This is a genomic window from Pantoea sp. X-Soil-ISGK-275, from assembly GCF_059730795.1.
Genome location: NZ_AP035976.1, coordinates 3,028,888 through 3,040,828, shown reverse-complemented (window position 1 = coordinate 3,040,828; position 11,941 = coordinate 3,028,888). Strand labels below are relative to the sequence as shown.

Annotated in this window: 13 protein-coding genes; 11 read left to right on the top strand and 2 right to left on the bottom strand. The window is 56.2% G+C overall.

What is annotated here, in order from left to right; all coding sequences use genetic code 11:
• Positions 1 to 15: 15 nt before the first annotated feature.
• Together hemF and amiA are read right to left on the bottom strand one after the other, a co-directional pair.
• Positions 16 to 927, bottom strand: a complete 912-nt coding sequence (hemF, locus tag AC6I8A_RS14205; protein WP_293792746.1) for an oxygen-dependent coproporphyrinogen oxidase — start codon at positions 925 to 927, stop codon at positions 16 to 18.
• A gap of 48 nt (positions 928 to 975) precedes the next feature.
• Positions 976 to 1,833 (bottom strand): N-acetylmuramoyl-L-alanine amidase AmiA, encoded by an 858-nt coding sequence (gene amiA, locus AC6I8A_RS14200; RefSeq protein WP_008107837.1) that lies wholly within the window; start codon positions 1,831 to 1,833, stop codon positions 976 to 978.
• 211 nt (positions 1,834 to 2,044) lie between these two features.
• On the opposite strand from amiA, the gene AC6I8A_RS14195 reads away from it, so the two are divergent.
• The 11 genes from AC6I8A_RS14195 to AC6I8A_RS14145 all read left to right on the top strand — a co-directional run bounded on the left by AC6I8A_RS14195 (position 2,045) and on the right by AC6I8A_RS14145 (position 11,791).
• Positions 2,045 to 2,470, top strand: a complete 426-nt coding sequence (locus AC6I8A_RS14195) for a GNAT family acetyltransferase (RefSeq protein ID WP_061717913.1) — start codon at positions 2,045 to 2,047, stop codon at positions 2,468 to 2,470.
• Positions 2,470 to 2,931 carry a DUF2919 domain-containing protein gene (locus AC6I8A_RS14190; protein WP_293792747.1) on the top strand — a complete coding sequence of 154 codons (462 nt, stop codon included), beginning with the start codon at positions 2,470 to 2,472 and terminating at the stop codon, positions 2,929 to 2,931. The genes AC6I8A_RS14195 and AC6I8A_RS14190 overlap by 1 nt, the downstream gene beginning before the upstream one ends.
• 63 nt (positions 2,932 to 2,994) lie before the next feature.
• Positions 2,995 to 3,615 (top strand): RpoE-regulated lipoprotein, encoded by a 621-nt coding sequence (locus tag AC6I8A_RS14185; protein WP_293792748.1) that lies wholly within the window; start codon positions 2,995 to 2,997, stop codon positions 3,613 to 3,615.
• 102 nt (positions 3,616 to 3,717) lie between these two features.
• On the top strand, positions 3,718 to 4,614 hold the full coding sequence (locus AC6I8A_RS14180; RefSeq protein ID WP_497818687.1) for a Dyp-type peroxidase: 897 nt from the start codon (positions 3,718 to 3,720) through the stop codon (positions 4,612 to 4,614).
• Between the two features lie 207 nt (positions 4,615 to 4,821).
• Positions 4,822 to 5,838 (top strand): sulfate ABC transporter substrate-binding protein, encoded by a 1,017-nt coding sequence (locus tag AC6I8A_RS14175; protein ID WP_497818686.1) that lies wholly within the window; start codon positions 4,822 to 4,824, stop codon positions 5,836 to 5,838.
• Positions 5,838 to 6,671 carry a sulfate/thiosulfate ABC transporter permease CysT gene (gene cysT / locus AC6I8A_RS14170; protein WP_256697047.1) on the top strand — a complete coding sequence of 278 codons (834 nt, stop codon included), beginning with the start codon at positions 5,838 to 5,840 and terminating at the stop codon, positions 6,669 to 6,671. Before AC6I8A_RS14175 ends, cysT begins: the two co-directional genes overlap by 1 nt.
• Entirely contained in the window at positions 6,671 to 7,543 is an 873-nt protein-coding gene (gene cysW, locus AC6I8A_RS14165) for a sulfate/thiosulfate ABC transporter permease CysW (RefSeq protein WP_008107814.1), read from the top strand. The genes cysT and cysW overlap by 1 nt, the downstream gene beginning before the upstream one ends.
• A complete protein-coding gene (cysA, locus tag AC6I8A_RS14160; protein WP_008107812.1) occupies positions 7,533 to 8,621 on the top strand; it encodes a sulfate/thiosulfate ABC transporter ATP-binding protein CysA in 1,089 nt (362 codons plus the stop codon). The genes cysW and cysA overlap by 11 nt, the downstream gene beginning before the upstream one ends.
• A 72-nt stretch (positions 8,622 to 8,693) precedes the next feature.
• Positions 8,694 to 9,575 (top strand): cysteine synthase CysM, encoded by an 882-nt coding sequence (gene cysM, locus AC6I8A_RS14155; RefSeq protein WP_256697045.1) that lies wholly within the window; start codon positions 8,694 to 8,696, stop codon positions 9,573 to 9,575.
• 177 nt (positions 9,576 to 9,752) lie between these two features.
• A complete protein-coding gene (locus tag AC6I8A_RS14150; protein ID WP_008107810.1) occupies positions 9,753 to 10,433 on the top strand; it encodes a response regulator transcription factor in 681 nt (226 codons plus the stop codon).
• Positions 10,430 to 11,791 carry an ATP-binding protein gene (locus AC6I8A_RS14145; protein WP_312665239.1) on the top strand — a complete coding sequence of 454 codons (1,362 nt, stop codon included), beginning with the start codon at positions 10,430 to 10,432 and terminating at the stop codon, positions 11,789 to 11,791. The genes AC6I8A_RS14150 and AC6I8A_RS14145 overlap by 4 nt, the downstream gene beginning before the upstream one ends.
• The last annotated feature ends 150 nt before the right edge of the window (positions 11,792 to 11,941 follow it).

The following is an 11,941-nucleotide window of genomic DNA, read 5'->3' as shown; positions in this document are numbered from 1 at the left end:
TGGCGACCCTACGGGTTATTTCAGCCAATCTTTGACTGGCAGGAAATCGCGGTACAAGGCGGCTTCGGGGGAATCGGCTTCTGGCTGATAATCGTATTCCCAGCGCACCAGCGGTGGCATCGACATCAAAATCGATTCGGTGCGGCCGCCGGTTTGCAGGCCAAACAGCGTGCCGCGATCCCACACCAGATTGAACTCGACGTAGCGACCACGACGGTAAAGCTGGAACTGGCGCTCACGTTCGCCCCATGGCAGCGCTTTGCGCTTCGCCACAATCGGCAGATAGGCAGCGGCGAAACCGTTGCCGACCGCCTGCATGAAATCGAAGCAGTAATCGAAATCGGGCGTGTTCAGATCGTCATAGAACAGGCCGCCGATGCCGCGCTGCTCGTCGCGATGCTTGAGATAGAAGTAATCGTCGCACCACTTTTTGTAGCGCGGGTAAATCTCTTCACCAAACGGCTGGCACAGATCGTGTGCGGTTTGATGCCAGTGCAGCGCATCCTCTTCGAAGCCGTAATAGGGAGTGAGATCGAAACCGCCGCCAAACCACCACACCGGATCGGCTCCCGGTTTTTCCGCAATAAAGAAGCGCACGTTGGCGTGGCTGGTTGGTACGTAAGGATTGGATGGATGCACCACCAGCGACACACCCATCGCTTCAAAGCTGCGGCCAGCCAGTTCGGGACGATGTGCGGTAGCGGATGCTGGCATTTGATCGCCGTGTACGTGCGAGAAGTTAACGCCAGCTTGTTCAAATACCGCGCCATCACGCAAGACGCGACTGCGTCCACCGCCGCCGCCGGGACGCTGCCACTCGTCTTCGGCAAAGCTCGCCTTGCCATCTTCCGCCGCTAATTGGGCGCAAATATCATCTTGCAGCGCCAGCAAAAAGGCTTTGACGCGGGAAATATCGGGATTGCTCATCAGTCACTCGTTCCAGAAATTTGCCGCGATTCTACCACAGGATAAAGGCTATGCTTCGCGACGATCGACCTCATCGAAGTAGCGGGCGATGCCGTCGGCAATGGCGCTGGCAATTTTCTGGCGGAACGCCTGCGTGCCGAGCAATTGCTCTTCACGCGGATTGGTAATGAAAGAGGTTTCCACCAGCACCGACGGAATTGACGGCGATTTCAGCACCGCAAACGCGGCTTGTTCGGTGTGCTGGCTGTGCAGATGATGCACCGGGCGAATCTGATCGAGCACGTGTTTACCCAGCGTCAGGCTGTTGCGGATGGTATCGGTCTGCACCAGATCGAACAGAATCTGGTTGAGGTAATGATCTTTATCCTGCACCTCGGCGCCGCCCACTTTGTCGGCGTCGTTTTCACGCTGTGACAGGTAACGCGCCATCGCGCTGCTGGCACCGCGATTGGAAAGGGCAAATACCGATGCGCCGTTCGCATCGGGGCTGGTGTAGCCGTCGGCGTGAATCGACATAAACAGGTTAGCGCCGTGCTGATGGGCAATTTCGACGCGCTGATAGAGCGGAATAAAGTGGTCGCTGTCGCGCGTCAGGCGCACTTCGATGCGCGGATGCGACTGCAGCAGCGTCTTCACGGTGTTAGCGATCGCCAGCACGATGTGTTTCTCTTCCGAACCCTCTTCGCCGACAGCGCCGGAATCGATGCCGCCGTGGCCAGGATCAATCATCACGATGCGTTTGCCGTTGCTGGCGGGTTTCGGTGGCGTATGACGCGGACTGACGCGCAAATCGCTGTTTTGTTCTTTGGCCTGTACCGCGCGCGGTGACAACACCGCCAGCGCTAAACCGGAAAGTATCAGTTGGCGACGATTGGTAAGGCGCTTAAGCAGTGAAATCTTCTTCATTTACGGGTCCATGGCAGGTAAATCCTGCCCAGTGTTATAGCGTAACAATTGTCAGGCGGCGACCTCGTAACTATTTCAAGTGTTTACTTTCTATTGCAACTGACTAACAGCGATGTCGCGCTTTTTTTGCCCCGTTGTCACGCGTGAGGGTTGCGCCTGGCAAAGAATGCGTGATAATCAGCGAATTGTGCCTAACAGCAGGGTAACGTCGATGGAAATCCGTTCTTTCCGCCAGGAAGATTTTGAAGAAGTGATCACGCTCTGGGAGCGTTGCGATTTGTTACGCCCATGGAACGATCCCGAGCTGGACATCGAACGCAAAATGAACCACGACGCGGAACTGTTTCTGGTTGCGGAAGTCGGTGGCGAAGTGGTCGGTACGGTGATGGGCGGCTACGACGGCCATCGCGGCTCCGTTTACTATCTTGCGGTGCATCCTGATTATCAGGGGCGTGGCTTTGCTAATGCGTTGATGAATCGTCTCGAGAAGAAGCTGATTGCGCGCGGTTGCCCAAAAATCAATTTGATGGTGCGCGAAGAGAACGATCAGGTGGTGGCGTTCTATGAAAAGCTTGAGTACGAGCCGGTGGATTCGCTGCTGCTGGGCAAGCGTTTGATTGAAGATCGCGAGTATTAATGGTCGGTTTGAAATACCTTCCCGAAGAGTACGATGCGAAAGGGCAGCTGCGGCTGCCATTTCTTTTCTGGCTGATCCTGTTATTGCAGGCGCGCACCTGGCTGCTATTGGTGATGGCGGGCGCATCGCGTCAGCAGGGCAATGATTTGCTGGCGCTGTTCTATCCCGATCGTCAAAGCTTTTGGCTGGGACTGGCGTTAGGCATTCCGGCGGCGATTGGCTTGTTACTGACCGGCTATCGCCAGCGCTGGCCGCGCCTGTGGCAACGCTGGCGTCATGTATTGAGCGCATCGCTACTTATCAGCCTGCTGTGGCAAGGTTCCAGCCTGCTGCAAGGCGCCTTTCCCGACTCGCCGCTGCCGCTGTTATTGACGCTGTTTGACCTGCTGGCGCTGTTCTGGTTGCAAACGCAACCGCGCCTGCGCGACTGCTTTCTGCCGGAACATCAGCACATCGAATAAACTTTTTGCCGGTTTGCGACTCCAACAGGCACGCCAATCGGCTTAGCAGATCAAGGAGTTTTCATGAAAGTTGTTCGTCAAGCACTGCTGGTTAGCAGCATGATTTTGGCCGGCTGCGCCAGTTCGGGTTCCTCAACCAACGCGAGCGATAGCGAAAGTCATTGGTACAATCCGCTGAGCTATCACTGGTCGGCGCTCAATCCGCTCGGCTGGTTTGGTGGATCGCTGGAGGTCACCGAGCAAGGCGTTGCGGGCCTGACGAGCACCACCTCAATGTCGGAAGACGCCATTAATAAAGCGCTGAACGGCGATTACAAATTGCGTCAGGGCATGCGCACGCAGAATGGTCAGGTGGTGGATTTCTGGCAGGCGCTGGATGGCGACAAGGTTAAATTGGTGATTAACGGCAGCACCAGCGTTGAGCGCATTGAAGTGCAGGATGCCGATGCCAAAGCGGCGGACGGCAGCAAGATCGGCGATCTGTTCAGCGCGAAGTTCAGCAAAGCCTTTAATAACTGCAAAATGGTCACCGGTCTCGATGCACGTAATGTTGAGTGCCGTGCGCCGGGTAGTCAGCACATCTCCTACATCTATAGCGGAGAATGGCATGGTCCGGAAGGCTTGATGCCGTCGGACGATACCCTGAAAAGCTGGAAAATCAGCAAGATTGTCTGGCAGCGTTAAACAAGATAAAACTTGCTTAAACACCCGCTCAAAGAGTGTGGCTTTCCGGTATGATACGGGCGAAAAAAACATCGTCTAACTTTCATGCCGGAGAGCAGTGCAATGTCTCAGTTTCAGAGCGGGATCCTGTTGGAACACCGCCGTTTCGCCATTTGGCTCGAAGCCCGCGTCACGGGCGATCTTGACGCGCTGCGCCAGGGCAGCAAATCCTTCCTGCTTCAGCTTGAAGCGCTGCAAACTAAATTCAGTGATGCCGGATTGGGCGCGGTGATCGCCTTTGGCGATGCGCTGTGGCGCGATCTGCAAGGCAATGCTTCCGCACCTGAACTCAAAGCTTTCGCCGCGCTCGGTAACGGCATTGCGCCGGCCACGCAGCGCGATTTGCTGATCCATATTCAATCTCAACGACATGACGTGAACTTCGCGCTCGCTCAGGCCGCACTCAGCGCCTTTGCTGCTGCCGTCAATATCGAAGAAGAGACGCACGGTTTCCGCTGGATTGAAGACCGCGATTTGTCGGGCTTCGTCGATGGCACGGAAAACCCGCAGGGCGAAGCGCGCAAGGATGTGGCGATTATCAGCGCAGGCCCCGATGCGGGCGGCAGCTATGTGTTTACCCAACGCTGGGAGCATAACCTCAAGCTGTGGAATCGTATGGCAGTAGAGAAGCAGGAAGCGATTATTGGTCGTACCAAAGAGACGGATGAAGAGCTGCCAGGCGATCGACGTCCGGTGACGTCGCATCTCAGCCGTGTCGATCTGAAAGAGGAGGGCAAAGGGCTGAAGATTCTGCGCCAAAGCTTGCCGTACGGCAGCGCCAGCGGTACGCATGGCCTCTTTTTCATTTCTTACTGTCATCGTCTCTACAATATTGAGCAGCAGCTGCTGAGTATGTTTGGCGAGCGCGACGGAAAAATGGACGCGATGTTGCGCTTCACTAAACCGGTGAGTGGAAGCTACTTTTTTGCGCCGTCGCTGGATGTGCTTACAGCGCTGTAATTAAGCGAGGTCGCCATAAATGGCGACCCTACGAAACGCCGCACACTTCAATCCCACTCACCGCATAAACTCTCCCGCCGTCTTATGCCTTTTTAGACTTTGAAATCCCTAAACGATATATAAAACCGTTACAGCTTTCCCCTGAGTTATAAATACACTGACAGCATCTAATGGCATTGGCTTAACTGCCGTCTTTCAGGGTGCAGCATGACACTTCCGATTTCGAAAAAATGGCTTGGCGGTATCGCGCTGTCGTGTGCTTTAGCCAGTGCGGCGCAAGCGACCGAGTTGCTGAATAGCTCCTACGACGTTTCGCGCGAACTGTTCGTTGCCCTGAATGCACCCTTTGAAAAGCAGTGGGACGCTGCGCATCCCAATGACAAGCTGACCATCAAGCAGTCGCACGCCGGTTCTTCTAAGCAGGCGCTGGCGATTCTGCAAGGTCTGCGCGCCGATGTGGTGACTTACAATCAGGTTACTGATGTGCAGGTGCTGCATGATAAAGGCCAACTGATTCCCGCTGACTGGCAACAGCGTCTGCCAAACAGCAGCTCACCGTTTTACTCCACCATGGCGTTTCTGGTGCGTAAGGGTAATCCAAAGCAGATTCACAGCTGGGCCGATCTGGCGCGCGATAACGTGAAGCTGATTTTCCCAAATCCAAAAACGTCCGGTAACGGTCGTTATACCTATCTAGCCGCGTGGGGCGCTGCCGATCAGGCTGATGGCAACGATAAAGCTAAAACTGAAGCTTATATGGCGAAGTTCCTCAAGAACGTTGAAGTGTTTGATACCGGCGGTCGCGGCGCTACCACTACGTTTGCCGAGCGCGGGCTGGGCGATGTGCTGATCAGCTTTGAATCGGAAGTGAATAACATCCGTAATCAGTACGGCAAAGATCAGTACGACGTGATCGTGCCGAAAACCAATATTCTGGCGGAGTTCCCGGTGGCGTGGGTCGACAAAAATGTCGAGCACAACGGCACCACCGACGCGGCCAAAGCCTATCTGAATTATCTCTATACGCCTGAAGCGCAGAAAATTATCACCAGTTACTACTATCGCGTGAACAATGCGCAGTTGATGGCGGAGCAGAAAGATCGCTTCCCACAAACTGAACTGTTCAACGTCAAAGATGCCTTTGGCGGCTGGGACAACGTGATGAAAGTCCATTTTGCCAGTGACGGTGAGCTGGACAAATTACTGGCAGCGGGGCGCGGTTAATGTTTGCGCTCGCTCAAAAACGTGTCTTGCCCGGCTTTGGATTGAGCCTCGGCACCAGCTTACTCTTCACCTGCCTGATTCTGCTGCTGCCGATCAGCGCGCTGCTGATGCAATTGTCGCAGATGACGCTGGCGCAATACTGGGATGTAATCACTCATCCACAGCTGGTTGCTGCGTACAAAGTGACGATTCTGGCAGCGGGCGTGGCTTCGCTGTTCAATGCGGTATTCGGCATGCTGATGGCGTGGATTTTGACCCGCTATCGCTTCCCCGGACGTACGCTGCTTGATGGTTTGATGGATCTGCCGTTTGCGCTGCCAACTGCGGTGGCGGGCTTAACGCTGGCAGGCCTGTTTTCGGTCAACGGCTGGTACGGCCAATGGCTGGCGCATTTTGATATCAAAGTCTCTTATACCTGGCTCGGTATTGCCGTGGCGATGGCCTTTACCAGCATCCCGTTTGTGGTGCGTACCGTGCAGCCGGTGCTGGAAGAGTTAGGTCCGGAATATGAAGAAGCAGCGGAAACCCTCGGCGCTACGCGCTGGCAGAGCTTCCGTCGCGTGGTGCTGCCAGAAGTGGCACCGGCGTTGCTGGCCGGTACCGCGCTGTCGTTTACCCGCAGTATCGGTGAGTTCGGCGCAGTGATCTTTATCGCCGGTAACATCGCGTGGAAAACCGAAGTGACTTCGCTGATGATTTTCGTGCGTCTGCAGGAGTTTGATTATCCGGCGGCGAGCGCCATCGCGTCAGTGATCATGGCCGCTTCCTTATTGCTGCTGTTCGCGATTAACACCTTGCAGAGCCGCTTTGGCCGTCGCTTAGGAGGCCACTGATGGCGGAAATTTCACACATCAATCACGCTGACCGCCAGCCAATCAACTGGGGTAAGTGGCTGCTGATTGGTATCGGCGCGCTGGTTTCCATCCTGCTGCTGGTGGTGCCGATGGTTTCCATCTTCTGGGAAGCGCTCAACCAGGGTTTGGTTGCCTCGCTGAATAACCTGAAAGATGGTGACATGCTGCACGCCATCTGGCTGACCCTGTTAGTGGCGCTGATTACCGTGCCGGTCAATATGGTGTTCGGTACGCTGCTGGCGTGGCTGGTAACGCGCTTTACTTTCCCTGGTCGCCAACTGCTGTTGACGCTGTTTGATATCCCGTTTGCGGTGTCGCCGGTGGTTGCCGGTTTGATGTATCTGCTGTTCTGGGGCGTTAACGGTCCTGCCGGCGGCTGGCTGGATGCGCACAATATTCAGATTATGTTCTCCTGGCCGGGCATGGTGTTGGCCACCATCTTCGTTACCTGTCCGTTTGTGGTGCGTGAGTTGGTGCCGGTGATGCTGAGCCAGGGTAGCCACGAAGATGAAGCAGCGGTGCTGCTGGGCGCATCCGGCTGGCAGATGTTCCGCCGCGTGACGCTGCCAAATATCCGCTGGGCGCTGATGTACGGCGTGGTTCTGACCAACGCACGAGCGATTGGTGAATTTGGTGCGGTCTCGGTGGTTTCGGGATCGATTCGCGGCGAAACCTATACCTTGCCGCTTCAGGTTGAATTACTGCATCAGGATTACAACACCGTGGGCGCCTTTACCGCCGCCGCGCTGCTGACCCTGATGGCAATTGTAACGCTGTTTCTGAAAAGCGTGGTGCAGTGGCGATTAGAGCATCAGCAGAAGCGCCTACAGGAGGAAAATCATGAGCATTGAGATTAAACAAATCAACAAATCGTTTGACCGCACGTCGGTACTGAACGACATCTCTCTGGATATTCCTTCCGGCAAGATGGTGGGGCTGCTGGGGCCGTCCGGCTCCGGTAAAACAACGCTGCTGCGTATCATCGCTGGGCTGGAACATCAGAACAGCGGACAAATCCATTTCAATGGCAAAGACGTCAGTCGCATCCATGCGCGCGATCGTCAGGTGGGCTTCGTTTTCCAGCATTACGCGCTGTTCCGCCACATGACGGTGTTCGACAACATCGCCTTTGGCCTGACGGTGCTGCCACGTCGTGAACGTCCGAGCGCTGCTGAGATCAAACAGCGCGTTACGCGTCTGCTTGAGATGGTACAACTTTCCCATCTCGGAAACCGTTTCCCGGCGCAGTTGTCTGGTGGACAGAAGCAGCGTGTGGCGCTGGCGCGTGCCTTGGCGGTAGAACCGCAAATTCTGCTGCTGGATGAGCCGTTTGGCGCGCTTGATGCGCAGGTGCGTAAAGAGCTGCGTCGCTGGTTGCGTCAGCTGCATGAAGAGTTGAAATTCACCAGCGTGTTCGTCACCCACGACCAGGAAGAAGCGATGGAAGTGGCGGATACCGTGGTGGTGATGAGCCAGGGCAACATCGAACAGGTTGGCACACCAGATGACGTGTGGCGCGACCCGGCGACGCGCTTTGTGCTCGAATTCCTCGGTGAAGTGAATCGCTTTGCGGGCGAAGTGCACGGCTCGCAGTTCCATGTTGCCGCGCATCGCTGGCCGCTGGGCTATACGCCGGCGCATCAGGGCGAGGTTGAGCTGTTCCTGCGTCCGTGGGAAATCGATATTTCACGCCAGAGCAGTCTGGAAACGCCTTTACCGGTGCAGGTGCTGGAGATCAGCCCGCGTGGTCACTTCTGGCAATTGGTGGTGCAGCCGAGCGGTTGGCAGGGCGATGTGTTCTCGGTGGTGTTCGATGGCGACCATAACGCGCCGATTCGCGGTGAACGCCTGTTCGTTGGCCTGCAACAGGCGCGAATTTACCATGGCACTACGCCGCTGCGCCCGGTTGCCTTTGCCGAGAGCGCCTGATATTTTTGACACTCCTTCGGGCGGGACTTTCCCGCCCGTTTTATTTGCACTTCTTTCGTCTGGAATCAAACCGTGACCACACTGGAAAATACCATCGGCAATACGCCGTTGATTAAGTTGCAGCGCCTGACGCCTGATAACGGCAGCGAGATCTGGCTAAAGCTGGAGGGCAACAATCCAGCCGGTTCCGTGAAAGATCGTGCGGCCTGGTCGATGATTCATCAGGCGGAGTTGCGCGGTGATATCAAACCGGGCGATACCCTAATCGAAGCCACCAGCGGCAACACCGGCATTGCGCTGGCGATGATCGCCGCGATGAAAGGCTACAAGCTGCGTCTGCTGATGCCTGATAACATGAGCCAGGAGCGTCAGGACGCGATGCGCGCCTATGGCGCTGAGTTATTACTGGTGACGCGCGAGCAGGGCATGGAAGGGGCGCGCGATTTGGCGCAAGCAATGGCCGAGCGTGGCGAAGGGCGTGTGCTGGATCAGTTCAACAATCCCGATAACCCGCTGGGCCACTATCTCACCACCGGCCCGGAAATCTGGCAGCAAAGCGCTGGCCGTATGACGCATTTTGTCTCCAGCATGGGGACCACCGGCACCATCACCGGCGTGGGACGTTACCTGAAAGAGTTCGCGCCTGCGGTGCAGGTAATTGGCCTGCAGCCGCAAGAGGGCAGCAGCATTCCCGGTATACGTCGCTGGCCCGAAGCCTATCTGCCCGGTATTTTCCGTCCGGAGCTGGTGGATGAGGTGATCGATATGGCGCAGCGCGAAGCGGAAGAGACCATGCGCGCGCTGGCGCAGCGTGAAGGGATTTTCTGTGGCGTTAGCTCTGGCGGCGCGGTGGCGGGCGCCTTGCGTATCGCAACCGCGCAGCCAGGCAGCGTGGTGGTAGCGATTGTTTGCGATCGTGGCGATCGCTATCTCTCCACCGGCGTTTTCCATTGAGCGATTTTCCCCGCATTTAATTTGGCCTATGCATACCTTTAAAGTATGACTGGGCCATTTTTGTCTATAGTTCCCCTAATAATCGTCTAGCGTAAGCACTGTAAGGATCGCGTAAAACCGGCTGCGTTCGCGGCGGAGTCAGGACAAAATAGCGGCAATTTTGTACGAGAGATAAAAATGAAAATCCTGCTGGTTGATGATGATGTAGAGCTTGGCACCATGCTAAGCCAATACCTGATTGCGGAAGGCTTCGAAACGCAATTGGTTTTAACCGGAAGCGCCGGTGTTGAAGGTGCGCTGTCGGGTAATTATACCGCGATGATTCTCGACATCATGCTGCCTGATATGAGCGGCATCGATGTGCTGCGTCAGGTGCGCCAGAACAGCCGTTTGCCGGTGATTATGCTGACGGCGAAAGGCGACAACATCGATCGTGTTATCGGACTTGAAATGGGCGCGGATGATTACATGCCGAAACCGTGCTATCCGCGTGAACTGGTGGCCCGCCTGCGTGCCGTGCTGCGGCGCTTTGAAGATCAAACTCCGCTGCCGGATAAGAAAGAGCTGCTGCGCTGGGGCGATCTCAGCCTCAATCCCGCCACACGTATCACCGAATGGCAGGGCAAAGCGTTCGACCTGACGGCTTCTGAGTTCAATCTGCTGGATCTGCTGCTGCGTGCGCCGGACCGCGTGGTATCGAAAGATGAGCTGTCGGAAAAAGGCCTTGGCCGTCCGCGCGAAGCTTACGATCGTAGCGTTGATGTGCATATCAGCAACATCCGTCAAAAGCTGGCTGCGTTAACCGCCGACAGCGTCAATATTGAAACTGTGCGCAGCATTGGTTATCGCATTCGATGAAACACAGCTATCGCGGCCGCATGTTCTGGAAGATTTTGCTCGGCTTCTGGATTGTGTTTGTCATCATCAGCCAGCTGTTGTGGCTGGGCTTTACGCTCTCCGGTAATCGACATGAGCCGCCCGAGATTGTCGCGATTCGCCGTATCGTTAATCTGCAAATGGCTTCCGCCGTCTCAGTGCTGGAGCGCGGCGGGCTGAGCTCGCTGGATGACATGATGGCGGACTGGGAGCCGAACGATCGTCAGTTTTTCTCCGTCATTCAGCACGATAAACCCGTTACCACGCCGGGCGATGCGCCACCGGAAACCTTTAGCGCACCGTTTCATGGGCCTTTTCCCAATGTGATTGTGCGTTGGGTGAAAGGGCAGGATGGTAAACAGTACGAGTTGCGTTATGACGTTAAAGGCCTGCGTGAAGATAGCTCGATGGGCGGCGGCGGCCCGCGTCGCATCCTGAATATCCCAGAACCGATGTTTACCTTCGCCGGCGCACTGGGGCTGCTGTTTAGCCTGCTGCTGGCGTGGAACCTGACGCGGCCGATGCGGCAGCTGCGCGAGGGCTTTGCGCGTGTCTCCAGCGGCGATTTGTCGGTGCGGCTCTATCCGGTGATGCGTAAACGCCATGACGAGCTCTCAAACGTTGCGCAGGATTTTGATGCGATGGTGGAGCGCCTCGATACGCTGGTAAAAGCGCGCGAGGAGCTGCTGCATGATATCTCCCACGAGCTGCGTTCACCGCTGGCGCGATTGCAGTTGGCAACCGGCCTGGCGCGACAGACGCCGGAATCTGTGGAGTCCTCACTCAATCGTATTGATGAGGAGGCTCGGCGCCTCGACAAGATGATTGGTGAGCTGCTGACACTTTCGCGTGCTGAGCACGAGAGTATGCCGGGCGAACAGTATTTCGACCTTACCGGCCTGCTGCATGCGGTGGTGACTGATGTGCGCTACGAGGCGCAAATTCCAGGCGTGAAAGTCGATTTTCAGGTTGATGAGAACGCGGATTACACCGTGCACGGCAATGCAGAGCTGATTCGCCGTGGCGTGGAGAATGTGCTGCGCAATGCGCTGCGTTTCTCGCATAAAGGTCAGCACATCAATGTGCGCCTGCAGGCGGAGAATCAGTGGCTGGCGATAAGCGTGCGCGATCAAGGGCCGGGCGTTGACGATGAGAAGCTCTCGAGTATCTTCGACCCGTTTGTCCGCGTGAATTCTCCGCTGATGGGCAAAGGCTACGGCTTAGGGCTTTCAATTGTGCGTAAGGTGATTCTGGCGCATCACGGAGAAGTGCAGGCGGTAAATCGCCCGGAAGGGGGGTTGGAGCTGACATTAAGGTTGCCGCGTTGGAAGCAGGATTGAGGCTTGGTGTGGTCGGTCAGGACGACGGGGCAGATCGTAAAGACGGCATAAACCGTCCCTAAGCCTCGGCTCGCGCCTTCCCTGGCGCGAGACGCTTCACTCCTCTGCCCCGTCGTCCCAACCTCTTCACGGATGGTGCGCACTGAAAGA

Coding starts and splice junctions, on each gene's coding strand:
- AC6I8A_RS14150 (WP_008107810.1), top strand. CDS start 9,753: ATGAAAATCCTGCTGGTTGATGATGATGTAGAGCTTGGCACCATGCTA.
- AC6I8A_RS14185 (WP_293792748.1), top strand. CDS start 2,995: ATGAAAGTTGTTCGTCAAGCACTGCTGGTTAGCAGCATGATTTTGGCC.
- cysT (WP_256697047.1), top strand. CDS start 5,838: ATGTTTGCGCTCGCTCAAAAACGTGTCTTGCCCGGCTTTGGATTGAGC.
- cysA (WP_008107812.1), top strand. CDS start 7,533: ATGAGCATTGAGATTAAACAAATCAACAAATCGTTTGACCGCACGTCG.
- hemF (WP_293792746.1), bottom strand. CDS start 927: ATGAGCAATCCCGATATTTCCCGCGTCAAAGCCTTTTTGCTGGCGCTG.
- cysW (WP_008107814.1), top strand. CDS start 6,671: ATGGCGGAAATTTCACACATCAATCACGCTGACCGCCAGCCAATCAAC.
- amiA (WP_008107837.1), bottom strand. CDS start 1,833: ATGAAGAAGATTTCACTGCTTAAGCGCCTTACCAATCGTCGCCAACTG.
- AC6I8A_RS14145 (WP_312665239.1), top strand. CDS start 10,430: ATGAAACACAGCTATCGCGGCCGCATGTTCTGGAAGATTTTGCTCGGC.
- AC6I8A_RS14175 (WP_497818686.1), top strand. CDS start 4,822: ATGACACTTCCGATTTCGAAAAAATGGCTTGGCGGTATCGCGCTGTCG.
- AC6I8A_RS14190 (WP_293792747.1), top strand. CDS start 2,470: ATGGTCGGTTTGAAATACCTTCCCGAAGAGTACGATGCGAAAGGGCAG.
- AC6I8A_RS14180 (WP_497818687.1), top strand. CDS start 3,718: ATGTCTCAGTTTCAGAGCGGGATCCTGTTGGAACACCGCCGTTTCGCC.
- AC6I8A_RS14195 (WP_061717913.1), top strand. CDS start 2,045: ATGGAAATCCGTTCTTTCCGCCAGGAAGATTTTGAAGAAGTGATCACG.